Raw genomic sequence first — 23958 nt, forward strand, 5'->3', positions numbered from 1 at the left:
ATCAGACGCTCAGCAAGGCATCGGGGCGTTTTTGCGGCTGTAGTACCACCACGTGATGGCCACGCACGTCACGTAGAACGCAATGAACACATACAAGGCCGCCTCGGGTCCGCCCGTCATGGCAATGGATGTCCCGTAACCTTTCGGAATGAAAAATCCGCCGTAGGCCCCCACGGCCGAGCTGAAGCCCAGCACGGCAGCGGCCTCCTTGTTGGCGTCACGCTGAGCCTGCTCTTGGGCCGCTGTACTTGATCCGGCCGCGCGCTGCCGCTCGGTCAGAAAGATGATGGGGATCATCCGAAACGTCGAGCCGTTGCCCACACCCGAGGCGGCAAACAGTACGAGGAAAGAGACGAGGAAGCCGTTGAAGTTGCCGGCGCGGCCTTCAGCCGGGAGGAACTGCAGCACCGCGGCCACGCCCAGGCCCATCACGATGAAGGTCCAGAAGGTCACGCGCGCACCGCCCAGCTTGTCGGACAGCCAGCCCCCCACCGGTCGAATGAGGGCACCCACCAGCGGACCCAGCCAGGCATACGACAGCGCGTTGATTTCGGGAAACTGGCTTTTGATCAACAACGGGAAGCCGGCCGAGTACCCAATGAAGCTGCCGAACGTGCCGATGTAGAGCCAGCACATCAACCAATTGTGCTTGCGCTTGAAGATCACTGCTTGATCGGCAAAAGAGGCTTTGGCGTCTTTGAGATCGTTCATCCCGAACCAGGCCGCCAATGCCGATGCCATGATGAAAGGCACCCAGATGAATCCCGCGTTTTGCAACCACATCGGTACTTGCTGCCCCGAGCGATCGACCATGACCGGCTCTCCACCAAGGACGCCAAACACCCCTGTGGTGATCACCAAGGGAACGACGAACTGCACGAGCGACACACCCAAGTTGCCCAAGCCCGCGTTCATTCCCAATGCATAGCCCTTGCGCGACTTAGGGTAGAAGAAACTGATGTTGCTCATGCTGGAAGCAAAGTTGCCGCCACCCAGACCGCACAACAGCGCCAGCACCACAAAGACCTCATAAGGGGTCTGGGGGTTTTGCACCGCAAACCCGATGCCCAATGCAGGCAGCAGCAAGCTGGCGGTGGAGATGGCCGTCCAGCGTCTGCCGCCGAAGATGGGTACGGCAAACGAGTAGAAGATGCGCAAAGTGGCGCCGCACAAGGCTGGCAACGCGGCCAGCCAGAACAGCTGGTTGGTGTTGAACTTGAATCCAACGGCGGGCAAGTTCACCACCACGACGGACCACACCATCCACACGGCAAACGCCAGCGTGAGCGCGGGAATGGAGAGCCACAAGTTCCGCCTCGCGATGGCTTCGCCTTGCTGACTCCAAAATGCGGGATCCTCGGGGTTCCAACGCTCAATCACATGAGAAGCCACGTCAGCCTCCAGTCAGTATCGGTTGCAGATCAGCTTTGGACAGACAACCCGCCGGCGTTGGGGCCCAACACTTCGCGGCGTCGCACTTCGGTGAAGTACATCCAAATGAGGGACACCCAGACCACGCCATAGAGCAACATGAATGCGCTGGAGCGGATGCCGGTAAAGTCGAGCAGGGCGCCGAACATGATGGGCAGGATGAATCCACCCAGGCCGCCAGCCAGCCCTACGATGCCGGAGACCGTGCCAATGTTGCTGGGGTAGTCATCACTGATGTACTTGAAGACACTGGCCTTGCCAAAGGCCCAGGCGATACCCAGAATGAACATCAGCGCGGTGAAGGCGTACACGTTCAGGCCGATCGTGAAGGTTCGCGGTCCATCGACGGTGAGCACCGTGAATTCGGTTTGCGGATAGCTCAACAGGAACAGACAGATCCAGCTCACCCACATCACCCACCAGGTGACGCTGTGGGCGCCGTACTTGTCTGACAGCCAACCACCGATGGCGCGCAGCACGCCGCCGGGCAGCGAGAAGCACGCCGCCAGCAGCGCCGCCACACGGATGTCCAGGCCGTATTCGCCCACGTAGTACTGCACCATCCACAGGCTGAGGGCCACATAGCCGCCGAAGACGATGCTGTAGTACTGGCAGTACTTCAGCACGCGCGGATCCTTCAGTGCCTTGAGCTGGTCCGTGAACTTGACGTTGCTCGGCACCAAGTGGCTGGGGTCGCTGTGGCTGAACATCCAGAACAGCACCACGGTGCCGAGCATGATGGCCGCATACACCTGCGGCACCATGGTCCAGCCGAAAGCCACCAGGATCACTGGCGCGACGAACTTGTTGACCGCCGCCCCCGAGTTGCCCGCGCCATACACGCCCATCGCAAAGCCCTGACGCTGCTTGGGGAACCAGCGAGCCACATAGGGCGTTCCCACTGAGAACGACCCCCCGGCTAGACCGACGAACAGGCCGATGACGAGGAAGTGCCAGAACTGGGTCGCATAGGCCATCAGCCAGATGGCCGGCACGGTGGCGGCCATCAGCAGGGTCATCACGATGCGCCCGCCGTAGCGGTCGGTCCATATGCCCAGCGGCACTCGCACCAGCGATCCGGTGAGCACCGGCGTGGCCATCAGCAGGCCGAACTCGGTGGCGTTGAGATTGAGCGCCTTCTTCAGCGGGATGCCGATGACGCCAAACATCATCCACACCATGAAGCACACGGTAAAGGCCAGGGTGCTGACGATCAGCACCGACCAGGCCTTGGCTGAAATGGGAGGGACCGTTACCGATCCCGGTTGGGGGGCCGCCATGGGGATCACTCCTTGCTCTCTTCCATGTCAGCCACTGTAGGAAGCGGAGCGGGCCTTGCCCATCCTTCCGCAGGGCGTCCCCGTCTGTCCGGAAGAACGATGTCGCCACAGGTCTCATCGTTCTTTGGAACTATTGACACCCCGCTGACCCACACCCGTAAAGATGACGGGGAGCTGACATCCGACAAGCGCTGTGCGGCTTCGTGGCCCACGCGCTCCCCACTCGCTCAGGGCTTACCCGCGCCATAAGCTGGACGTAAGCCTGGCCCATCACATTGCGATGCAACGGTGCAGGCCTGCGTCTGCAACGCGATACGCCCCGCGGCCTTGCGGCCGCTTTCTTGGATTTCCGATTTTCGAGAGGAGACGCTCGGTGGATGACAACAACGCAAAGGCCTATTGGTCGGCGACGCTGGGGTTGCTGACCAAGGTGCTGGTGATTTGGGCCGCGGTGTCCTACGGCGCCGGCATCCTGTTCGCCCCGGCCCTCAATGCCATTCAGTTGGGGGGCTATCCCCTGGGCTTTTGGTTCGCCCAGCAAGGATCCATCTACATCTTCATCGCACTGATCTTCTGGTACGCGAAGAAGATGAAGGACATCGACCGCCGATTCGGCATGCAAGAAGACTGATCAGGGACGAACCATGGATCTTCAAACAATGACCTATTTGATCGTGGGGCTGAGCTTCGCGATCTACATCGGCATTGCCGTCTGGGCACGTGCCGGCAGCACCAAGGACTTCTATGTGGCCGGCGGGGGCGTGCACCCCGTGACCAACGGCATGGCCACGGCGGCCGACTGGATGAGCGCCGCATCGTTCATCTCGATGGCCGGCCTGATCTCCAACATGGGCTATGGCGGCGCGGTGTTCCTGATGGGCTGGACAGGCGGCTATGTGCTGCTGGCCTGCCTGCTGGCCCCTTACCTGCGCAAGTTCGGCAAGTTCACGGTGCCCGAGTTCATCGGCGATCGCTACTATTCTCAGTTTGCGCGCAACGTGGCGGTGATCTGCCTGCTGGTGGCCTCCATCACCTACATCATCGGCCAGATGACGGGTGTAGGTGTGACCTTCGCGCGCTTCCTGGGAGTGACGAGCGACCAAGGCATCTACATCGGCATGGCCATCGTCTTCGCCTACGCCGTGTTCGGCGGCATGAAGGGCATCACCTATACGCAGGTGGCACAGTACATCGTGCTGATCCTGGCCTACTTGGTGCCGGCTTTCTTCATCTCGCTCAACCTCACCGGCAACTTCCTGCCACAGCTGGGCTTGGGGGCCAACCTGGCAGGCACCGACGTGTCACTGCTGGCCAAGCTCGACCAGGTGGTGACCGATCTCGGCTTTGGCCAGTACACGAGCACCACCGCCGGCAGCACCATCAACATGGTCTTCTACACGGTCTCGCTGATGATCGGCACGGCCGGACTGCCTCACGTGATCGTGCGCTTCTTCACCGTGCCCAAGGTGGCCGATGCCCGCTCCTCCGCCGGATGGGCGCTGGTGTTCATTGCGCTGCTGTACACGACGGCTCCGGCCGTGGGAGCCATGGCCCGGCTGAACCTGTTTGGTACCACCAACACGGCTGTGGGCATCACGCAGAACGAAGCCGGACAGCTCGCCGTCAACCCTGACGTGGTCAAGGCCAACGCTGACCTTTTCGCACCCGAAGCCAGCCTGCAGTACGACAAGCGCCCCGAATGGATGAAGCGCTGGGAAGCCACAGGGCTGTTGAAGTGGGAAGACAAGAACGGCGATGGCCGCATCCAGTTCTACAACAGCGCCACGAAGAATCCCGACGTGCTGGCCAAGGCCGAGGCCGCCGGTTGGAAGGGCAACGAGCTGACGGTCAACGCCGACATCATCGTGCTGGCCAACCCCGAGATTGCGCAACTGCCCAACTGGGTGATCGCGCTGGTGGCCGCCGGCGGCCTGGCCGCCGCCTTGTCGACGGCAGCCGGCTTGCTGCTGGCGATTTCCTCGGCCATCTCGCACGACTTGATCAAGGGCGCGATCAAACCCGACATTAGCGAGAAGAGCGAGCTGATGGCCGGAAAGATTGCCATGGCCGGCGCCATCTTCGTGGCGGGCTATCTCGGCCTGAACCCGCCGGGCTTCGCAGCCGGGACGGTGGCTCTGGCCTTCGGCATCGCGGCCTCGACGATCTTCCCGGCCCTGATGATGGGGATCTTCAGCAAGACTGTGACCGACAAAGGCGCCAGCGCCGGCATGATCGCGGGCTTGGCTGTGACGTTGTTCTATGTCTTCGCACACAAGGGCATCTTCTTCATCAAAGGCACGGAGTACCTCGACCTGATCGGCGGCGCCAACAGCTTCTTCACCATCACCCCCGAAGCGTTCGGCACCGTCGGGGCCATCGTGAACTTCACGGTAGCCTTCTTGGTAAGCAAGATGTCGGCTCCCGTGCCCTCGCACATCGCTGCGATGGTGGATGCCGTGCGCACCCCCAAAGGCGCCGGAGCGGCCGCGGTCCACTGAGCGATCCGCTTCCATCGCGAGGGGCCCGGTGTGGCCCGCTCACTGACCCCGTCGGCCGCCGGCGGGGTTTTTTCATTGCGGGATTTGTTGCGAGAATCGGCGCACAGGTCGTGAACCCATGAGCATCTTCATCATCAACTGGATCTTCCTGCTGGCGCTCATCCCGATCGCCTTTTTCTGGTTGCGTCGCGCCTGGCGTATCGCGGTGCATCGCGATTTCTCGGAGGTGGCGCTCAAGAGGGGCCTGCCCCCGGCCAATGCCGAGCGCTATGCTCCCTACGAGATGATCATCAACCTCACGGGTGGCGTGGTGCTGGTGGGTGTGCTGGTGGCCGTGCTCGGTTTCCAAGCTCTGGCCCGCGAGGACTGGATTGCCATCGCCGGCTCGACGCTGTGGATCAAGCTGTTGGCCTCGTTTGCCCTGAGCCGGCAGGCCCATGGGCTGGGCACCGGACGCCAGCGCGGCCCTGGGGGTTCACCGTAAGGTCACGGTCAGAGGAACGGGCGACAATAGGCGCCGCAGAGAGCCTTGCCGCCATGGACTGCACCCCCTGTTCGAGGAGACACCGATGTTCAGGAGCCTGGGGGCGCAGCGGCTGGTGTTCGTGTTCTTCGCCGGCTGGCTGTCGCTGAACTTTCCGCTGATGGCGCTGTGGGACCGCGAGGCCACAGTGCTGGGGGTGCCGCTGTTCCCGGCGGCGCTCTTCCTGGTGTGGGCGGTACTGATCGGCGTGACCGCCTGGCTCGTGGAACGCCTGGACGACTGACATCGTGCTCAGCGCACCGCTGGTCATCGTCACGGCCTTTGCCTACCTGCTGCTGCTGTTCGCCGTGGCCTACCACGGTGACCGCCGCGCCGCCGAAGGCCGCTCGATCATCGGCAATGCCTGGATCTACACCCTGTCGCTGGCGGTGTACTGCACCGCCTGGACATACTTTGGCAGCGTGGGACGTGCCGCCGGTTCGGGCGTGTGGTTCCTGCCGATCTACCTGGGCCCCACGCTGGCCATGGTGCTGGCGTGGATGGTGGTGCGCAAGATGATCCGCATCGCCAAGACCTATCGCATCACCTCGATCGCCGACTTCATCGCCAGCCGTTACGGCAAGAGCCCCGCCCTGGCCGGTGTGGTGACGCTGATCACTGTCGTGGGCATCGTGCCCTACATCGCGCTGCAGCTCAAGGCCATCTCGGTGGGCTACGGACTGCTGACGCAGCCGCCGATGAGCCCCCTGGGCCCGGCACACGACGGCCTGCCCTGGTGGCAGGACACTGCCTTGTACGTGGCGCTGGTGCTGGCTGGCTTCACCATCGTCTTCGGGGCGCGTCACCTCGACAGCACCGAACGTCACGAAGGCATGGTGGCGGCCATCGCGTTCGAGTCGCTGGTCAAGCTGCTCGCCTTCCTGGCCGTCGGTGTCTTCGTCACCTGGCGTCTGTACGATGGGCCAGGCGATCTTTTCGGCCGGGCCCTGGCCGATCCGGAGCTGGCCCCCCTGCTCAGTCCCTCGCAAGGTGCGGGCCAGGGTCAAGGATTCGCCTACGGATCCTGGTTTGCACTGACACTGCTGTCGATGCTGTCGGTCATCTTCCTGCCGCGGCAGTTCCAAGTGATGGTGGTGGAGAACGTCGACGAGAACCACCTCAAGCGCGCGGCCTGGGCTTTCCCGGCCTACATGCTGCTCATCAATCTCTTCGTGCTGCCCATCGCCTTGGGCGGGCTGATGCTGTTCGAGCGGGGCGGCCAGAACCCCGAGGGCTTCTTGATCTCGCTGCCGCTCAGCGACGGCCAACAGGCGCTGGCGCTGCTGGCCTTCATCGGTGGCCTGTCGGCCGCCACCGGCATGGTCATCGTCGAAGCCATCGCCGTCTCCACGATGGTGTGCAACGATCTGATCATGCCCTGGCTGCTGCGCGCAAGGCGTGTGCAGGCCCGATCGGGCGGCGACCTCACCGGGGTGCTGCTGGGCATCCGGCGCTCGGCCATCGTGGGCATCCTGCTGCTGGGCTACCTCTACTTCCACCTGGCCGGAGAGGCCTACGCCCTGGTGAGCATCGGCCTGATCAGCTTTGCCGCGGTGGCCCAGTTCGCCCCGGCAATGCTGGGCGGCATGTACTGGAAGGGGGGCACCCGCCAGGGCGCGATGGCCGGCCTGCTGGCGGGTTTTGCGCTGTGGGTCTACACGCTGCTGCTGCCTTCCTTTGTCAAGTCGGGCTGGCTGGATGCCTCGCTGCTGGAGCGCGGCCCCTTCGGTTGGGAGCTGCTCAAGCCCGAGGCCCTGCTCGGGGTGAGCGGCCTGGACTACCTCACGCACTCGCTGTTCTGGAGCCTGCTGGCCAACGTCGTCGCCTACGTGGGTGTCTCCTTGTGGCGCGGGCCTTCGGCCCATGAGGCCAGCCAGGCGATGCTGTTCGTCGACGTGTTCGATCGCACCCAGGCCACACGCCCCGTGTTCTGGCGCGGCCGAGCCCAGGTGGCCGACCTGCTGCCGCTGGTGGCCCGCTTCCTGGGGCCGACGCATGCTCGCCGGCTCTTCGAGGACTATGCCCGCCAGGTCGGCGCGCCCAGCATCGAAGGCATCCCACCCGACGCCCGGCTGGTGCAGTATGTGGAAACCCAGCTCGCCGGGGCGATCGGCAGCGCCTCGGCACGCGTGATGGTGGCCTCGGTGGTCGAGGAGGAGACTCTGGACCTCGACGACGTCATGCGCATGCTGGAGGAAACCTCGCAGCTGAGGGCCCACTCGCGCGAGCTGGAGGAGAAGTCGCACGCGCTCGAGCAGCTCACCGCCGAGCTGCGCCAGGCCAACGAGCAGCTCAAGAGCCTGGACCGCCTCAAGGACGACTTCATGTCCTCGGTGACCCACGAGCTGCGCACGCCGCTCACCTCGATCCGCGCGCTGTCCGAGCTGATGCTCGACGACGCCGACATGGATCGTGCGCAGCGCCAGCAGTTCCTGGGCCTCATCGTCAGCGAAACCGAGCGCCTGAGCCGCCTGGTCAACCAGGTGCTGGACATGGCCAAGATCGAGTCCGGCCACGCCGAGTGGCACCCCACCGACGTGGACCTGGCCGCCCTGCTGGAGCAGGCGGTGAAGACCACCCGGGAGCTCTTCCACGAGCGCGGGGCCGAGGTCCATCTGCACCTTCCGCACGGGCTGCGCACGCTGCGCACCGACCGCGACCGGCTGACCCAGGTGATGCTCAACCTGCTCACCAACGCCGCCAAGTTCGTGCCCCAGGGCGACGGCCAGGTGGATGTGCGGGTCACACCCGACCCCCGGGGCGTGCAAATCGAGGTGCACGACAACGGCCCTGGCGTGCCCGAGGACCAGCGCGCCACGGTGTTCGAGAAGTTCCGCCAGGGCGGGGACGAGAGCATCCGCCGCCAGGGCACCGGGCTGGGCTTGCCCATCAGCCGCCAGATCGTGGAGCATTTCGGCGGCCGCATGTGGCTGCGCGACGATGCCGGCCCGGGAGCCTGCTTCTGCCTGTGGCTGCCCTGGACGCCGGCCGACGAGACCTTCGGCAACAACCCGCACGAACCCATCACCGGAGACGACCATGCCAGCGAAGATCCTCATCGCGGACGATGAGCCCAACATCCTGCTGTCGCTGGAGTACCTGATGAAGCGCGAGGGCTACGAGGTGGTTCTGGCGCGCGACGGTCAGGAAGCCCTCGACGCCATCCGCGCCGATCCGCCCGCCCTGGTGCTGCTGGACGTGATGATGCCTCGCCGCAACGGCTTCGAGGTCTGTCAGGCTGTGCGCAGCGACGAAACCCTGCGCGGCGTGCGCATTCTGATGCTCACTGCCAAGGGGCGCGACACCGACATCGCCAAAGGCCTGGCGCTGGGAGCCGACGCCTACGTGACCAAGCCCTTTTCCACCAAGGAGCTGGTGGGCAAGGTTCGCGAGATGCTGGAGGCGCAGGGCTCGTGAAGGTCGATCGCCGCTTCGTCGTGGCCCTGCTGGCCTTCGCGCTGGCGCTGCTGCTGTGGGGAGCGCTGAGCCTGGCGCTCGTTGTGCCCACCGTCGACGAGGCTCAGCGCGGCCTGCTGCGCTCGGTGCTGACCGAGCGTGCGCCCCTGGTCTTCATGGCCTTCATCTTCACGCTGGGCGTGGTGGTGCTCGTGCTGCGCCCGGTCTACCGCCGCTGGATCACCGCCGCCGCCAGGTTGGCCGAGGACACCCAGACCGTGCTGGGCACCGGCGTCGTGCGCGAGATCGCGCCGCGCGGCAGCGCCGAGCTGCGCGCCCTCACCCAGGTGATCAACGAGCTGGTGCGCCAGCGCGCACGGCTGCGCGAGGACATAGCCCAGCAGGTGCGCCTGGCCAGCGAGCGCATCGAGCAGGAACGCTCGCGCCTGGCCGCGCTGATGGCCGAGCTGACGCAGGCGGTGGTGGTGTGCAACCTCGACGGGCGCATGCTGCTCTACAACGCCCGTGCGCGCAGCCAGTTCCGCGCCCTCTCAAGCGTGCCGGCGCTGGCCGACGGCGCCGAGCTGATCGGCCTGGGCCGCTCGATCTACACCGTCATCGACCGTCGCCTGGTGGCGCATGCGCTGGACACCGTGCGCCGTCAGATCGCCCGCGGACATCCCGAGCCGTCGGCCCAGTTCGTCACCAGCACGGCCACGGGCCAGTTGCTGCGCGTGCAGATGACGCCGGTGCGCGACCATTCGGAGTCGGGCCTGGGCGGCTTCTTGCTGATGCTGGAGAACATCACCGAGGCCTTCGAGACCGAAAGCGAGCGTGACCGGGTGCTGCACGATCTCATCCAGGGCACGCGCGCCTCGCTGGCATCGTTGCAGGCAGCCGTCGAGGTGCTGGACGACCCCGGGCTGGACACGTCCATGCGCGAGCGATTCCAGCGCGTGATCCGCGAGGAGACGGCCACGATGAGCCGCCGGCTGACGGACCTGGCGCGGCGCAGCACCGAGGCCCGCCAGACCCGCTGGCCGCTGGAGGACATGCTCGGCGCCGACTTCGTGGCCGCCGCCGCCCAGCGCCTGGAGGCCGCCCATGGAGCGCGCGTCACCGTGGGGGAGGTCGATCCGACCGTGTGGCTGCGCGTGGACAGCTTCTCACTGCTGCAAGCCCTGTCCTACCTGGCCGGCCGTCTGGTGGACGAGTATCAAGTGCGCTACCTGCAGTTGCGCCTGGCCCCGGCCGGGGCGCATGTCCACCTGGACCTCCTCTGGCCCGGCCAGGCCATGAGCACCGAGACCGTGATGAGCTGGGAACTCGACCCCATGCAGGGCGGGGCCGGAGCCTCGCCGCTGAGCGTGCGCGAGGTGCTCGACCGCCACGGCGGCGAGTTCTGGTTCGAGCGCGAGCGCACACGCAACCAGGCCTTCTTCCGCTTCCTGCTGCCCCAGGCCGCCGCACCCGAGGCGGCGGATCCGGCCCCGCCGGCCGTGGGCGACAGCCGCCCGGAGTTCTACGACTTCGATTTGTTCCAGACCACCGAATCGACCGAAGAGCTGGCCGAGCGTCGGCTGGTGGACCTGGTGTACACGGTGTTCGACACCGAGACCACCGGCCTGGAGCCGTCGGCCGGCGACGAGATCATCCAGATCGGTGCCGCCCGCATCGTCAACGGCCGGCTGTTGCGCCACGAGTGCTTCGAGCAGCTCGTCGATCCGCAGCGACCCATTCCGGCCGCCGGCATCCCCATCCACGGCATCACGCCGGAGATGGTGCTGGGACAGCCCACCATCGACACGGTGCTGCCGGCGTTCCACGCCTACGCCCGCGACACGGTGCTGGTGGCGCACAACGCGGCCTTCGACATGCGCTTCCTGCAGCTCAAGGAGACTCGCACCGGGGTGCGCTTCGACCAGCCGGTGCTCGACACCCTGCTGCTGTCGGCCGTGGTGCACCCGCATCAGGACTCCCACAAGCTCGAGGCCATCGCCGAGCGCCTGGGCGTGACGGTGTTCGGCCGCCACACCGCGCTGGGCGACGCCATCGTGACGGCCGAGATCTTCCTCAAACTCATCCCGCTGCTGGCGGCCCAGGGCATCCACACCCTCGGGCAGGCGCGAGAGGCCTCGAAGAAGACCTTCTACGCCCGCATCAGCTATTGAAGCGCCGCTGCAGCCAGCGGGCGGGTGCGGCCGCAGAGACCCGCTCTGAGAGCCACCGGCGGCTTCGACGCCGCCCCGTAGGGCCCGATCGCCCAGGCCGTGGCCGCCGAGGCCCGTGCGGCCAGCGCGGCTCTGGGTCATCGGGCCGGATCCGCCTCCCCTGCGACGCACCGGGACGGCTCAGGCGCCCATCCGGTCGGCCAGGTCGGCCAGATCGGCGGCCTGCAGGTCCACCGGCACGCTGGCCTGAATCTCCCCCCGCCCCGGTCCATGCTCATCGGGGCGGGCGATGAAAGCGGTGCGCAGGCCCGCCGCTGCGGCCGCGGCCAGGTCGGAAGAATGGGCGGCGACCATCATCACCTCGTGGGGGGCGCAGTCGAAGGCGCGCGCCGCGGCGAGGTAAACCTCGGGCTTGGGCTTGTAATCACGTGCCACCTCGGCCCCCAGGATGGCATCCCAGTGCCAGCCGTTGCGCCGTGCCAGGTCCACCATCAGCGAGATGTTGCCGTTCGAGCACGGGGCAACGAGGAAGCGCCCGCGCAGCCGCTCCAGCGCCGGCGTCACATCGGGCCAGGCGTCGAGCCGGTGCCAGGCCCGGTTCAGGTGCACGCGCAGGGGCTCGTCAACCGCGGCGTCCAGGCCGAACCGGTGCAACACCACGTCGAGGTTGCGGCGGTGCAGCACATCCAGCGTCGAGAACGGCCGCCGGCCCGTGCGCACCTCCTCCATCGCCGGCTGGTACTCGTCTCGCCAGGCATCGGCAAACGCCGGCCCGTCCACCTGCAGGCCGCGGGGCTCCAGCGCGAGTTGTACCTCTCGGGCGATGCTGGTGCGCCAGTCCACCAGGGTGCCGAAGACATCGAAGACGAGCGCACGGACGGCAAACGACATGGCGGGTGTTCGGACAAGGTTCTGGACCACGCAGAAGTATCTCCGGCTTCGAGGCGAAGCGGTGGTGCCGAAGCGCTCCTGCTTCGGCGGCCTCTTCGGCCTGCCAGGCCACCACCGCCCCAGACCGCCCGGCTCTTGCGGGGCCTGGAGCGTGTGCCGAGCGTCCCCACTCGACAGCTGATGCGATGAGCGCACGCAGCCCCCGGCGGCTCACCGCCTGGGCCGTGAACGCATATCGCACGGCGGGCGGGGGGGAGGCCCCCTCTCGTCGCGCGCTCGCCCCGTCAGCTTGCGCCCGCCGTGCCGATAGCCCTGGGACCCCCCATGCGCCCGACGAAGGCCCGTGGCGCTTTTCCCTTCCGAGGAGCTTTTTTCATGAAGATCACCCTGCGCAATCTCCGAGTCGGCACGCAACTGATCGGCGGCTTCGCCATCGTGAGCGTGATCGGCGCGTTGATCGGTGCGGTCGGACTGTGGCGTTCAGCCCAGATGAACGAGTTGGCCCGTCAGATGTACGACCGTCAGGTCGTGGGTCTGAATGCCGCGGCCGAAACGGCCTTGGCCCTGCTCGAGGCCAACCGGGCCGCCACGAACGCCGTGTTCGCCGACACCCTGACCGACCGCCAGAAGCACACGGCCTCCACCCGCGCCCGCTTGGAGGCCACACGCGAAGCCCTGGGCCGCACGGAGACCCGGTTCTTCACGGACGAGGGCAAGCAGCAGGTGCAACGCGCCCGCGAGCAGGTGCAAAAGGTGTCCCAGGTGGTGGACGAGCTGCTCACGCGCCTGGAAAGCGAACCGCCCGGCGAGGCCTGGACCGCGGCCGACATGCTGCGCAATGAACTGCGCCCGGCGGTGGACGAGGCCGAGGCGCTGCTCAAGCAGATCATGCAGCGCAAGCAGGCCGATGCGGCCGGGCTGGCCGAGGCCACCACGACCGCCTTTGCCAGCGGCCGTGTCGCGATGATCGCCCTGACCCTGGGCGGCTTCGTCGTGGGCCTGGGCCTGGGCGTGTGGCTCACCCGGCGGCTGACCCGCCAACTCGGCGGCGAGCCGGCGGACGTGGCGGCGATGGCCAACGCCATCGCCGAGGGGGATCTGACCACGGCCATCGACACCTCGCGCGCCCAGCCTGGCAGCGTGGTCCATGCCATGCAGGCGATGCAAGCGGCGCTGCGCCGCGTGGTGGGCAGCGTGCGCAGCAGCAGCGATCACATCGCCACCGGCTCCACGCAGATCGCCACCGGCAACGCCGACCTGTCGCAACGCACCGAGGAGCAGGCCAGCAACCTGCAGCAAACCGCGGCCTCGATCGAGCAGTTGGTCAGCACGGTGCAGCACAACGCCGAGACCGCCCGCCAAGCCGCTCAGTTGGCCGGCGTGGCCAGCGATGTGGCGGCCAAGGGCGGCCAGGTGGTGGGCGAGGTGGTGCACACCATGGGCGAGATCAACGCCTCCTCCAAGAAGATCGCCGACATCATCGGCGTCATCGACGGCATCGCCTTCCAGACCAACATCCTGGCCCTCAACGCCGCCGTGGAAGCTGCCCGCGCCGGCGAGCAAGGCCGCGGCTTTGCCGTCGTGGCCGGCGAGGTGCGCAGTCTCGCCCAGCGATCCGCCCAAGCCGCCAAGGAGATCAAGAGCCTGATCCAGGCCAGCGTGGAAAAGGTGGAGGCCGGCCAGACGATGAGCGACATCGTCGCGCAAGTCAAGCGCGTGACCGATCTGATCCAGGAGATCAGCGCGGCCACCACCGAGCAGACTTCGGGCCTGAACCAGATCAATGACGCGGTGAGCCAGCTCGACCAGGTGACGCAGCAAAACGCCGCGCTGGTGGAGGAATCGGCCGCCGCCGCCGACAGCCTGGCCCAGCAAGCCCGGCGCCTGGTAGAAGCCGTGGCCCAGTTCAAGTTGAGCGAGCACGAAGCCGCTCAGGCCATCGCCCGGGCCCAAGCTTCGAGCCTGCAGGCAACGGCCGCCCCGGTGACCTCCCCGGCAGGCGAGGCAGACGACGCCGGCTGGCGCACGCATTGAGCCCCACGGACGGCCGCTAGAACCGCCCGGCCTGGAAGCGCTGCTCCAGCACGCTTTGCAAGGTGTGGACGACGTCGAAGGCGTCCTTGAGCTGGTTGCGTTCGAAGTGGGACAGGCTGTCGACGACGAGGAAGTTGTCGGGCGCCTGTCCTTGCGCCATCTGACGGGCCTGGTGGCGGATGCGCAGCACGGCCAGGAACTCCAGCGCTTGGCGCAGGTCGCGCACGCCGTCGGCGCTGATCTCGCCGCTGTCGGCCGCGCGCTGCAGGCGGTCTTGCGTATTCACCTCCTTCAGGGCCCCGGCCAGGGCATAGATGCGCGCCAGGTCGACGATGGGCACGATCCCGGTGTGCTTGAGGTCGATGGCGCCGCGGTGCTCGCCGCTGCGGATGGGCGTGATGCCGCCAAACAGTCCCCGCGGCGGCCGGTGGGCCAGGGCATTGCCCACCATGTAGGCCAGGAAAATGCCATTGCCGCGCGTGCGCTCGAGCATGTCGAGGCGCAGGCTGTCGAGCAGTTCGGTGCGGCCGTGCACCGCACGCAGATCGAAGAACACGCAAGTAAGCATCAGCGCCTTGGGCTCGGGCTCGTTGATCCAGGTGCGAAAGTACTGGCGCCAGCGGCGCAAGGGCTGGCGCCAGGCCGGCGTCATTGCCATCATCTCGCCGGGGCAGTGCACGTAGCCGCAGGCCGCCAGGCCATCGCAGACGAAGCGCGCGAAGGCCTCGAAGTAGGCCCCATGCCGGGCTTCGTCGTAGCCATCGTCGAGCACCAGGCAGTTGTCCTGGTCGGTCTTGGCGGTCTGCTCGCAGCGGGCCTGCGAGCCGGCGGCCACCCAGGCGTAATCCACCGGCGGCGGGCCCAGGTGGCTTTCCGCGAGGTGGATCAGCCGGCTGGTGAAGGCATCAGTGACGGCGGTGATCAGGTGGCCCGTGGCATGGGCCGAGGCGTCGGCCGCTGCGAGGTGGCGCTGCAGCTCGGGCAGGCGCCGGCTCACGCGCACCAGGCCTTCCAGGTCGGGCTGCTTGTGGATCTCCCCAACCAGATACACCGCAGTGGTACTGTGCCGCTCGGTCAGGTCGCGCACCGTGACCAAGCCAGTGACGCGCTCGCCGTCCATGAGCGGCAGGTGGTGGATGTTGTGCCGCGCCATCAGCATCAGCGCCTCGATCGCGGGGCGGCGCTCGTCCAGGGTCAGGGGCGCCAGCGTGGCGATGTCCATGACCGGGCGGGACGGATCGAGCCCGGCTGCAACGACCCGGTTGCGCAGGTCGCGGTCGGTCACCAAGCCGAACAGGCGGCCCTGCTCGACCACCAGCACCGACGACACCCCCTGCTGCTGCATGAGCTGGGCCGCCTCGCGCACGCTGGCCGTGGGCGGCACCGTCACGGGCTCGCGCCAGCGCAGGCCCGACAGCGGCTCGCTCAGCAGGTGCAGGTGCTGTTCGCGCCCGCCGGTCGCCAGGTCCGGGCCAGACGGGTCGGGGGGAAGGAAAGGCGCATGCATGGCCGCATCATCGCCGCGAAGCCCCGGGCTGACCAGAGGGGAGCCCCGACAGGCTCTTTCCCCTCCGGTTTCACCCGCGCTGACGCTCACTGACGTAGACGGCCGCCTGCACACGCGAACTCAGCCCCAGCTTGCGCAGGATGTGCTGGACGTGGATCTTCACCGTCGTCTCGGCGATGCCCAGTTCGCGGGCGATCTCCTTGTTGCTGGCGCCCCGCGCAATGTGGTCCAGGATCTCGCGCTCGCGCGGCGACAGGGAGTCCAGCGGCTCGGGCGCCGCCGGCGCGGGCGGTGCGAGCGCGCCGGGCGCGGCGTGCAAGGCCTGGAAGGCCGCCACCAGCTTGGCCGTGAGCTCGGGGCTGACGACCGAGTCGCCGGCCATCGTGCGCTCGATGGCGCGCACCAGGTCCGGGCCATCGATGGTCTTGAGCACATAGCCGCGTGCGCCGGCCTTCAGGGCGGCGGCGAGGTCTTGCTCGTCCTCGCTGACGGTGAGCATCAACACTTTCGCGTCCGGCGCCGCCTCGCGTAAGCCGGCCAGTGCATCCACGCCGTTCACGCCGGGCAGGTGGTTGTCCAGCAAGATGAGGTCGGGCTGCAGCTCGCGTGCGCGGCGTTGGGCCTGCCCGGCATCGCCGGCTTCGCCCACCACCTGCAGCCGCGGCTCCAGGCCCAGCAGGGCCACGATGCCGCGACGAAACAGGGTGTGATCATCGACGACCAGCAGGCGGATGGGGGGCGCAACGTCAGTCATGGGCAGCGGCGGGGTCAGGCGGCCAGCGATTCGGCAGGCACGACCGGGCTGGGCAAGGTCAGCGTCACGCATGTGCCGCGACCGCACTGGGAATGGACGTCGACCGTGGCGCCGATGCGGGCCGCACGCTCGCGCATGATGCGCAAGCCCACATGGGTCTCGTCCGGGGACTCGGCAGCGACATCGAAGCCCACGCCGTCGTCGCGCACCTCGAAGCGCCACACTGGAGTCTGCTGCACGTCCACCCAGACCTCACGGGCCCGCGCATGCTTGCGCACGTTGGACAGGGCTTCTTGCACCACATGCAGCACCTGGATCTGCACGTCCGGGTCGAGCGGCAGGCCGTGGCCGTGCATCGACAGGTGCACCCGCATGCCGCTTTGCAGCTCGAACTTCTGCAGGGTCGTGCGCAGCGCCGGCTCGATGTCCTCGCCGCTGGCGCGGGTGCGGAAGTGCAGCAGCAGTTCGCGCACGTCGTTGTAGCTCTCGCGCACGCCGGCATCGAGCTCTCCCAGCACCCGCTCCACCCCGTCGTGATCGGCGCGACGCAGGGCCTCGCGCAGCAGCTGCACCTGGATCTTCAGGAAGGCCAGCGACTGGGCGATGGAGTCGTGCAGCTCCTGCGCCAGCAGACTGCGCTCCTGGGCCACCGCGGCCTCCTTGCCCAGGGCCTCGGCGCGCAGGCCCTCCATGGCCCCGGCCAGATGGGCCGCCAGGGCTTCGAGCAGCGATCGTTCGTCCTCGCCCAGCGCGGTGTCGCTGCGGAAGAAGAGGTCCACCTCGCCCAGCAGCCGATGCTGCAAGCGCACCGGCACCGACACCAGGGTCTGGTAGCCCGCCCGCATGCAATGGTCCAACGTCGGCGCACCGCCCCGGGCCGACGGGGCGGCGATGCGGATGATCCGCGTGCTCGCTTCGTCCGCCCCCTGGCCACAGTGGCAACTTCCGGTCTGCACGCACTGCTCTTGCTCACTCATGAACTCCGGCAGGCAGTCACCGGCCAGCAGCAAGTAGCGCTGGTTGGCCTCGTCGGACCAGCGCACGGCCACCGCATCGGCCCGCGAGAGGCGCCGCACCTGGCGTGCAAACCCCTGGGCCAGCTCGTCCAGCGTGGCAGCCTCGGCCAAGATCGCACTGGTTTCGTACAGCGCGGCCAGTCGCTCGCGCTGCTGTTCCAGCCGCGCAGTCTTCTCGGCCACCCGCGCTTCCAGGTTGGCATACAGCGCTTGCAGCGTCTCGGCCATGCGGTTGAAGCCTCGGGCGAGCTGATCGAACTCCTCGCTCGAGCCTTCCTCGACCCGCGCGGCGAAGTCCTGTGCTTGCACGCGCTGCAGGCCGCGCTGCAGGCGGTTGAGCGGATGGATCACGAACAGGTGGCCCGCATACAGCAAGGCCACCCCCACTGCGATGGCCAGCGCGAGGATGCCCAGCTGCACTGCGTGCAAGATGGCCGTCCACAAGGACAACTGCTGTTCGATGGCGCCGACGAAGTCATCGATGGCCCCCACGAAGCGCTCGACCTCCTCGGGGGCGGCCGTCTGCTCAGCGCCCCGCCAGCGATCGCGCAGGCTGCGCCACTGGCTGCGCACGGTGTCGAACCGCCTTCGGGTGGCCTCGTTCCAGGGCACGAAGAGCGGTCGGGAGGGGTCGCCGGTGCGCAGCAGTTCCAGGCCCTGGTCGAAACGACGCAGTCGCTCCTCGATCACGACCGGCGCGGCCCGGCGCTCGACCTCGAGCGCGAGCTGGTAGCTCTTCATGCGCAGCCGCCCGGCCTCGTTGACCGCGGCCGCCCCGCCTTCGATCTGCCAGGTGATCCACAGCGTCAGGCCGATCGAAGTCAGCGCGGCCAGTAAAAAGGCCGTGCACAACAGGGCCATCTTGGCCGACAGGGTCCCCGGATGTCGTCTCACGCGGCCACTCTAGGCTGCAGGCCGGGGGCTTGGCTTGATCCAGGTCAAGTCGTCAAGGGGTGCTCAGTCGGCTGCGCGCCGGCCAGCAAGGTGACATGCTCCGCCTGGGTGTAGTTCTACAGGGTGTCACCGGCGGATCATCAGCAGGTCACGCTCGGGTGACTCCACCCCCTTGTGAGCCTCTGGTCGCCGCGATAGCCCCCGGCCCGGGCGATCAGCGTCTCGACACCGCGGCGGATGGCCTCGTCGAACACAGCCTGCTGGCCTGGGTGGATGCGAATATCGGCGACGTCGAGGATCATGCAGGCTCCCGTCGTGAACGATGAGCCCCGATGGTCGCTCACCACGCATCCACATAGCGCCCGCCCGGCTCGCCCACGCGGGACGACGCCAGGCCGCGCGCCAGCCAGTCGCGGGTGTCGGCCGGGTCGATCACGGCGTCGATCTCCAGCGTCTGCGCGATGTGGAGCGCCGCGCCGCGGGCCACCTGCTCGGCCAGCAAGCGCTCGAACAGCGCCTCGCGCGCCGGGCCTTCGGGCTGGGCTTCCAGCTCTTTGCGGTAGCCCAGGCGCACCGCGCCCTCCAAGCCCATGGCCCCGAACTCGCCGGTGGGCCAGGCGGCCGTGACCATCGGCACATGCAGGCTGCCCCCGGCCAGGGCCATCGCCCCCAGGCCATAGGCCTTGCGCAGCACCACGGCCAGCCAGGGCACGCGCTTGCGCGCCGCCGCCAGGAACAGGCGGCTCACATGGCGCACCTGCGCCTGGGCCTCGGCCTGCGGGCCCACGAGGAAGCCAGGGGTGTCGATGAGCGAGACGATGGGCAGACCATGCACATCGCACAACTGCACGAAGCGCGCGGCCTTGTCGGCCGCGTCGGCGTCGATGGCGCCGCCCAGGTGAGCCGGGTTGCTGGCCAGCAGGCCCACCGGGCGGCCTTCGATACGCGCCAGCGCGGTGAGCACGCTGCGGCCGAAGCCCTCGCGCAGCTCCAGCAGCGAGCCGGCATCGGCCACGCCGCGCATCACCGTGCGCACGTCGTAGGCGCGCGCGCGGTTCTCGGGCACGGCTTCGCGCAGGGCCTGCGGGTCGGCCCAGTCCCATTCGCTCACACGACCCTGGAAGAAGGAGAGGTAGTGGCGCGCCGCGCGCACTGCGGCCGCCTCATCGTCCACCAGCACGTCGATCACGCCGTTGCGAGCCTGCACCTCGCTCGGGCCGATCTCCTCGGGGCGGTAGACGCCCAAGCCACCCCCTTCGATCATGGCCGGCCCGCCCATGCCGATATTGCTGCTGCGGGTGGCGATGATCACGTCGCAGCAGCCCAGCAAGGCCGCGTTGCCGGCAAAGCAGCGCCCGGCGGCGATGCCCACCACCGGCACCTGGCCCGACAGCCGGGCGTGGCTGGCGAAGGTGGGCAGGTGCAGCCCGGCCACCACGGGCCAGTCCGTATCGCCCGGGCGGCCGCCGCCGCCTTCGGCGAACAGCACCACGGGCAGCCGCTGCTCGATCGCCACGCCCAGCAGGCGGTCGGTCTTCTGGTGGTTGCGCGCGCCCTGGGTGCCGGCCAGCACCGTGGCGTCATAGGCCATCACCACGCAGCGCGAGGCCTCCTCGCCGAACCAGGCGCTGTTGACCGAGCCGATGCCGGTGACGATGCCATCGGCGGGCGTGTGGCGTTGCAGGTCGTCCAGGCTGCGCCGGCGGCTCTGCGCGGCGATCGCCAGCGCGCCGTATTCGATGAAGCTGCCCGGGTCGCACAGGTCGGCAATGTTCTCGCGTGCGGTGCGCAAGCCCTGGGCGTGGCGCCGGGCCACGGCCTCGGGCCGGGCGGCATCCTCGGTGAGCGCCAGGCGCTCGCGCAGGGCCTGCAGGTCAGTGCGCGGCCCCTGTGCTGGCGGCGGGGCCGGCGACAGCCGTGCCTCGGCCTGCGGTGCCACCTGCGGCGGGCCCAGACGCAGCAGAGCCGTCCCTTCAGCGACCAGCTCGCCCACGGCGGCGAGCCACTCCTGCACCACGGCATCGGCCGGGGCGCAGATCTCGTGCTGCATCTTCATCGCTTCGAGCACCACCAACGGCTGGCCGGCACGCACGGCCTGGCCGGGCCGGACGAGGAACTCGACCAACGTGGCGCTGGTGGGGGCGTGGACGATGGACGGGGAACGGCTCGGGTCGGCCTTCATCAGCGGTCTCCTCGCTCGGCCGGATACCGCCGAGCAATGCTTTGTCCCATGTCGCTGCGGCCTTGTCCGTCACCCAGGTGACGCCCGCATCAGACGGGTGCTGCCGAGGCATGCCCCAGCCCGCGGGATCGTCCCTCGCTGCCAGCGCGCTCAGCTCAGGCCGTTGACGGGCAGTGCCGCTCCGTGCAGGGCGCGTGCCGCCGGCGAGGCCAGGAAGACGATGACCTCGGCCAGGTCTTGCGGGGCCACCCAGCGCGAAGGATCGGCCGAGGGCATGGCCGCGCGGTTCTCCGGCGTGTCGATGATCGTGGGCATCACGCAGTTGACATTGATGCCGTGCTCGCGCAGTTCCATCGCCATCGCCTCGGTCAGACGCATCACCGCGCTCTTGGAGGCACAGTAGGCCCCCATCTGCGCGCGACCCTGGGTGGCGCTGGCGGCCGCCACATTGACCACCTTGCCCGCTCCAGCGGCCAGCATGTGCGGCACCACGGCGCGCGCCATGTGCACCACCGTACGGGCATTGAGGTCGAGCAGAAAGTCCCAGGTCGCCTGCGAGGTCTCGTGCACGGCCTCGCCCATGCGGAAGCCGCCGGCGATGTTGCACAGCACGTCCAGACGGCCGAAGCGCTGCAAGGCCTGATCCACCGCCGCCTGCACCTGCTGCGGGTCGAGCAGGTCGGCCGCAAGCGTCAGGCGGGTGGCGTCATCGGCCCCGTAGGCCCTCTGCAGGGCCGCCGGGTCACGATCGAGCAGCACCAGGCGGGCGCCGCGCTGCGCAAACGCCTGGGCCACGGCCCGACCGAGGTTGCCGGCCGCGCCGGTGACGAAAACGGTTTGTAGGCTGAAATCCATCGGCAAAGCACTCCTCGGGTTCGTTCGTTGCATCCGGGCCGGCATGTCAGGGCCTGCGGCCGTCCGGCCCGGCATGGCATCTCATGGACCCGATGATCACCGATCTGATCGAGGCGTGGCTCGGGCCAAGCGAGGGAGGCCTGGCCAGGCCGACGCCTCGTCATGAACACTTCATGCGAGGATAGGACCATCCCAATCCTTGCACTCGCCTCTCGCCCATGCACGAACCGTTTCGCCTCCAGCCCCTGTCCCACGCCATGGCCCACGGCGATACACCCGACCCCGGGCGGCGCCGCTGGCTCGGCCGAACGGTGCTGGCCTGTGCGGCGCTGGCCGGCTGTGCACGGCGGCAGGGCCAGCACCGCGAGGAGGCCGCCGCGCCCGCTCAGGTGGCGCCCTTCTCGGCCTCACCCCCCGACGGCCGACTGCCGCGCGGCTGGGAGCCCTATGCCCTGCGCCGCGACAAGCGGGTCACCCGCTATGCCACCGAGGCCCACGACGGCCGCACCGTGCTGCGGGCGGTTTCCGACGGCGCCGCCACCGGCCTGCGCTGCCCGGTGGACATCGACCCGCTGCAAACCGGCCGGCTGCGCTTTTCGTGGAAAGTCGATAAGATGGACCCGCGCCTGACCGTCACCGACCCGCGCATCGACGACTCCCCGGCGCGTGTCATCCTGGCCTTCGACGGAGACCTGCGCCGACTGTCGCTGCGCGACCTCATTTTCTTCGAACAGGTGGAGATCTTCACTGGGCGACGCCTGCCCTATGCCAGCCTGATGTACGTCTGGGATGGGCGAGCCGCCCTCGAGTCCATCCACACGTACAGCCGCAGTGGTCGCATCCGTTATCTGGTGATCGACAGCGGCCCGCGCGGCCTCGGCCGCTGGCAGACACACGAACGCGACGTCGTGGCCGATTTTCGTCGCGCCTTTGGTGAAGAGCCTGGGCCGATCCGCAGCGTGGGCGTGCTCACCGACAGCGACGATCTGGAGGTGACGGCCTCGGCTCTGTATGGGGACATCTCGCTCGGTGCGCGCTGATCTGAGCCGCTGCTGCCAACCGCGCGGGTTCGTCCCCCCTGGCTTCAGGCCAACGTGTAACCCGTCTTGACCGTGGTGTAAAACTCCGCCGCATAGGCCCCCTGCTCGCGCGGGCCGTAGCTGGAGCCTTTGCGACCGCCAAAGGGCACGTGGTAGTCCACCCCCGCGGTGGGCAGGTTGACCATCACCATCCCCGCCTGTGCATGGCGCTTGAAATGCGTGGCGTGCTTCAGGCTGGTGGTGGCGATGCCCGAGGCCAGGCCGAAGGGGGTGTCGTTGGCCAGGTGCAGGGCCTCTTCGTAGTCCTTCGCACGGATCACGCTCACCACTGGGCCGAAGATCTCTTCGGTGTTGATGCGCATGGACGCCGCGGTGCCGGTGAACAGCGCCGGGGTCAGGTAGTAGCCAGGCGCCCCTGCTGCGTTGCGCTCGATGTATTGCCCCCCTGCGACCAAGGTGGCACCCTCTTGCTGTCCGATGGCGATGTAGGCCAGATCCTGTTCGAGCTGACGTTCGTCGACCACCGGACCGATGTCGGTGCCGGGCTTGCGGGCATCGTCCACCTTGAGCGTCTTCATGCGCTCGGCCATGGCCGCCACGAAGCGGTCGTGGAGGCCTTCGGTGACGATCACGCGCGACGAGGCCGTACACCGCTGGCCGGTGGAGAAAAAGCCGCTCTGGATGGCGCAGTTCACGGCCACGTTCAGGTCGGCATCGTCCAGCACCACGAAGGGATTCTTGCCGCCCATCTCGAGCTGGAACTTGGCGCCGCGGGCCACGCAGGCCTGAGCCACCAAGCGACCGGTGGCCACCGAGCCGGTGAAGCTGACCGCCGCCACGCGCGAGTCGTCCAGCAAGACCTGACCGACCTCACGGCCGCGGCCCATCACCAGGTTGAACACGCCTGCGGGCACGCCGGCGCGCTGGAGGATGTCGGCCAGGGCCCAAGCCGAGCCGGGCACCAGCTCGGCCGGCTTGAACACCACGGTGTTGCCATAGGCCAGCGCCGGGGCCACTTTCCACGCGGGAATGGCAATCGGGAAGTTCCAAGGGGTGATCAGGCCGACCACACCCACCGGCTCACGCGTGACCTCCACGCCCACCCCAGGGCGCACCGAGGGCAGCACGTCGCCCGCCCCTCGCAGGGCTTCGCCGGCGAAGAACTTGAAGATGTTGCCGGCGCGCACCACCTCGCCGATGGCCTCGGGCAAGGTCTTGCCCTCTTCACGCGCCAGCAGGTCGCCCAGCTCGGCGCGGCGGGCCAGGATCTCGGTGCCGACGGCATCGAGGATATCGAAGCGCTGCTGCGGAGTGGTCAGCGACCACGTAGCGAAGGCGGCATGCGCTGCGGCCACAGCCTCACGCGCCTGGGCCGCGTCGGCCAGGGCGTATTCGCCGATCGCATCGCGCGTGTCAGAGGGGTTGATATTCACAATGGTGGATGCTCCATCCACCCATTGACCGTTGATGAGGTTCTTGAACATAG

Annotated in this window: 19 protein-coding genes; 9 read left to right on the top strand and 10 right to left on the bottom strand. The window is 67.9% G+C overall.

Translation table 11 applies throughout. The annotated features are described in order from the left end of the window. Positions 1-9: 9 nt before the first annotated feature. Both ACK4ZD_RS09035 and ACK4ZD_RS09040 read right to left on the bottom strand, forming a co-directional pair. Positions 10-1392, bottom strand: a complete 1383-nt coding sequence (locus ACK4ZD_RS09035; RefSeq protein WP_409660689.1) for a NarK family nitrate/nitrite MFS transporter — start codon at positions 1390-1392, stop codon at positions 10-12. A 29-nt stretch (positions 1393-1421) separates the two neighbouring features. Further along, complete coding sequence (locus ACK4ZD_RS09040; RefSeq protein ID WP_409660691.1) at positions 1422-2711, bottom strand: MFS transporter; 1290 nt, start codon at positions 2709-2711, stop codon at positions 1422-1424. A gap of 373 nt (positions 2712-3084) precedes the next feature. Here ACK4ZD_RS09040 and ACK4ZD_RS09045 point away from each other — a divergent pair, with 373 nt between their 5' ends. From ACK4ZD_RS09045 to ACK4ZD_RS09075, 7 genes are all read left to right on the top strand, one after another. Next, entirely contained in the window at positions 3085-3342 is a 258-nt protein-coding gene (locus tag ACK4ZD_RS09045) for a DUF4212 domain-containing protein (protein WP_409660693.1), read from the top strand. A gap of 13 nt (positions 3343-3355) precedes the next feature. After that, positions 3356-5209 carry a sodium:solute symporter family protein gene (locus ACK4ZD_RS09050; protein ID WP_409660695.1) on the top strand — a complete coding sequence of 618 codons (1854 nt, stop codon included), beginning with the start codon at positions 3356-3358 and terminating at the stop codon, positions 5207-5209. A gap of 118 nt (positions 5210-5327) precedes the next feature. Continuing rightward, positions 5328-5693 carry a hypothetical protein gene (locus tag ACK4ZD_RS09055; protein ID WP_409660697.1) on the top strand — a complete coding sequence of 122 codons (366 nt, stop codon included), beginning with the start codon at positions 5328-5330 and terminating at the stop codon, positions 5691-5693. An 85-nt stretch (positions 5694-5778) separates the two neighbouring features. Further along, positions 5779-5976, top strand: coding sequence for a hypothetical protein (locus ACK4ZD_RS09060; protein ID WP_409660699.1), 198 nt, complete (start codon positions 5779-5781; stop codon positions 5974-5976). A 4-nt stretch (positions 5977-5980) separates the two neighbouring features. Continuing rightward, positions 5981-8803, top strand: coding sequence for an ATP-binding protein (locus tag ACK4ZD_RS09065; RefSeq protein WP_409660701.1), 2823 nt, complete (start codon positions 5981-5983; stop codon positions 8801-8803). Then, on the top strand, positions 8772-9149 hold the full coding sequence (locus ACK4ZD_RS09070; RefSeq protein WP_409660703.1) for a response regulator transcription factor: 378 nt from the start codon (positions 8772-8774) through the stop codon (positions 9147-9149). Before ACK4ZD_RS09065 ends, ACK4ZD_RS09070 begins: the two co-directional genes overlap by 32 nt. Then, positions 9146-11299 carry an exonuclease domain-containing protein gene (locus tag ACK4ZD_RS09075; protein WP_409660705.1) on the top strand — a complete coding sequence of 718 codons (2154 nt, stop codon included), beginning with the start codon at positions 9146-9148 and terminating at the stop codon, positions 11297-11299. The genes ACK4ZD_RS09070 and ACK4ZD_RS09075 overlap by 4 nt, the downstream gene beginning before the upstream one ends. Before the next feature lie 180 nt (positions 11300-11479). Here the strand turns inward: ACK4ZD_RS09075 and ACK4ZD_RS09080 are convergent, their stop codons facing one another. After that, positions 11480-12190 (bottom strand): haloacid dehalogenase type II, encoded by a 711-nt coding sequence (locus ACK4ZD_RS09080; RefSeq protein WP_409660707.1) that lies wholly within the window; start codon positions 12188-12190, stop codon positions 11480-11482. Positions 12191-12565: 375 nt separating this feature from the next. On the opposite strand from ACK4ZD_RS09080, the gene ACK4ZD_RS09085 reads away from it, so the two are divergent. Beyond that, positions 12566-14224, top strand: a complete 1659-nt coding sequence (locus ACK4ZD_RS09085) for a methyl-accepting chemotaxis protein (RefSeq protein WP_409660708.1) — start codon at positions 12566-12568, stop codon at positions 14222-14224. Between the two features lie 16 nt (positions 14225-14240). Here ACK4ZD_RS09085 and ACK4ZD_RS09090 read toward each other — a convergent pair whose 3' ends face one another. The 6 genes from ACK4ZD_RS09090 to ACK4ZD_RS09115 all read right to left on the bottom strand — a co-directional run bounded on the left by ACK4ZD_RS09090 (position 14241) and on the right by ACK4ZD_RS09115 (position 21432). Beyond that, positions 14241-15731, bottom strand: a complete 1491-nt coding sequence (locus ACK4ZD_RS09090; RefSeq protein WP_409660710.1) for a DUF294 nucleotidyltransferase-like domain-containing protein — start codon at positions 15729-15731, stop codon at positions 14241-14243. A 70-nt stretch (positions 15732-15801) separates the two neighbouring features. Then, on the bottom strand, positions 15802-16485 hold the full coding sequence (locus tag ACK4ZD_RS09095) for a response regulator (RefSeq protein ID WP_409660712.1): 684 nt from the start codon (positions 16483-16485) through the stop codon (positions 15802-15804). Positions 16486-16499: 14 nt separating this feature from the next. Further along, complete coding sequence (locus ACK4ZD_RS09100) at positions 16500-18362, bottom strand: type IV pili methyl-accepting chemotaxis transducer N-terminal domain-containing protein (protein WP_409660776.1); 1863 nt, start codon at positions 18360-18362, stop codon at positions 16500-16502. Positions 18363-18535: 173 nt separating this feature from the next. Continuing rightward, positions 18536-18697 (bottom strand): hypothetical protein, encoded by a 162-nt coding sequence (locus ACK4ZD_RS09105; RefSeq protein WP_409660714.1) that lies wholly within the window; start codon positions 18695-18697, stop codon positions 18536-18538. Between the two features lie 38 nt (positions 18698-18735). Then, a complete protein-coding gene (locus ACK4ZD_RS09110) occupies positions 18736-20577 on the bottom strand; it encodes a carboxyl transferase domain-containing protein (protein WP_409660716.1) in 1842 nt (613 codons plus the stop codon). Positions 20578-20727: 150 nt separating this feature from the next. Continuing rightward, positions 20728-21432 (bottom strand): SDR family oxidoreductase, encoded by a 705-nt coding sequence (locus tag ACK4ZD_RS09115; RefSeq protein WP_409660718.1) that lies wholly within the window; start codon positions 21430-21432, stop codon positions 20728-20730. A 218-nt stretch (positions 21433-21650) separates the two neighbouring features. Between ACK4ZD_RS09115 and ACK4ZD_RS09120 the strand changes: the two genes are divergently transcribed. Further along, on the top strand, positions 21651-22472 hold the full coding sequence (locus ACK4ZD_RS09120; RefSeq protein ID WP_409660720.1) for a DUF3047 domain-containing protein: 822 nt from the start codon (positions 21651-21653) through the stop codon (positions 22470-22472). 44 nt (positions 22473-22516) lie between these two features. Here ACK4ZD_RS09120 and ACK4ZD_RS09125 read toward each other — a convergent pair whose 3' ends face one another. Continuing rightward, the gene (locus ACK4ZD_RS09125; protein ID WP_409660722.1) at positions 22517-23956 is read right to left on the bottom strand and encodes an aldehyde dehydrogenase family protein; all 1440 of its coding nucleotides are present in this window, start codon (positions 23954-23956) and stop codon (positions 22517-22519) included. Positions 23957-23958 lie beyond the last annotated feature (2 nt).

This window comes from Caldimonas sp., assembly GCF_046291045.1.
Lineage (GTDB): Bacteria > Pseudomonadota > Gammaproteobacteria > Burkholderiales > Burkholderiaceae_C > Caldimonas.

What these genes read in the sequence shown, in the direction of transcription:
- ACK4ZD_RS09100 (WP_409660776.1), bottom strand. Translation starts at nt 18,362, where the DNA reads ATGGCCCTGTTGTGCACGGCCTTTTTACTGGCCGCGCTGACTTCGATC.
- ACK4ZD_RS09085 (WP_409660708.1), top strand. Translation starts at nt 12,566, where the DNA reads ATGAAGATCACCCTGCGCAATCTCCGAGTCGGCACGCAACTGATCGGC.
- ACK4ZD_RS09090 (WP_409660710.1), bottom strand. Translation starts at nt 15,731, where the DNA reads ATGCATGCGCCTTTCCTTCCCCCCGACCCGTCTGGCCCGGACCTGGCG.
- ACK4ZD_RS09120 (WP_409660720.1), top strand. Translation starts at nt 21,651, where the DNA reads ATGCACGAACCGTTTCGCCTCCAGCCCCTGTCCCACGCCATGGCCCAC.
- ACK4ZD_RS09115 (WP_409660718.1), bottom strand. Translation starts at nt 21,432, where the DNA reads ATGGATTTCAGCCTACAAACCGTTTTCGTCACCGGCGCGGCCGGCAAC.
- ACK4ZD_RS09060 (WP_409660699.1), top strand. Translation starts at nt 5,779, where the DNA reads ATGTTCAGGAGCCTGGGGGCGCAGCGGCTGGTGTTCGTGTTCTTCGCC.
- ACK4ZD_RS09105 (WP_409660714.1), bottom strand. Translation starts at nt 18,697, where the DNA reads ATGATCCTCGACGTCGCCGATATTCGCATCCACCCAGGCCAGCAGGCT.
- ACK4ZD_RS09070 (WP_409660703.1), top strand. Translation starts at nt 8,772, where the DNA reads ATGCCAGCGAAGATCCTCATCGCGGACGATGAGCCCAACATCCTGCTG.
- ACK4ZD_RS09095 (WP_409660712.1), bottom strand. Translation starts at nt 16,485, where the DNA reads ATGACTGACGTTGCGCCCCCCATCCGCCTGCTGGTCGTCGATGATCAC.
- ACK4ZD_RS09110 (WP_409660716.1), bottom strand. Translation starts at nt 20,577, where the DNA reads ATGAAGGCCGACCCGAGCCGTTCCCCGTCCATCGTCCACGCCCCCACC.
- ACK4ZD_RS09050 (WP_409660695.1), top strand. Translation starts at nt 3,356, where the DNA reads ATGGATCTTCAAACAATGACCTATTTGATCGTGGGGCTGAGCTTCGCG.
- ACK4ZD_RS09080 (WP_409660707.1), bottom strand. Translation starts at nt 12,190, where the DNA reads ATGTCGTTTGCCGTCCGTGCGCTCGTCTTCGATGTCTTCGGCACCCTG.
- ACK4ZD_RS09040 (WP_409660691.1), bottom strand. Translation starts at nt 2,711, where the DNA reads ATGGCGGCCCCCCAACCGGGATCGGTAACGGTCCCTCCCATTTCAGCC.
- ACK4ZD_RS09125 (WP_409660722.1), bottom strand. Translation starts at nt 23,956, where the DNA reads ATGTTCAAGAACCTCATCAACGGTCAATGGGTGGATGGAGCATCCACC.
- ACK4ZD_RS09055 (WP_409660697.1), top strand. Translation starts at nt 5,328, where the DNA reads ATGAGCATCTTCATCATCAACTGGATCTTCCTGCTGGCGCTCATCCCG.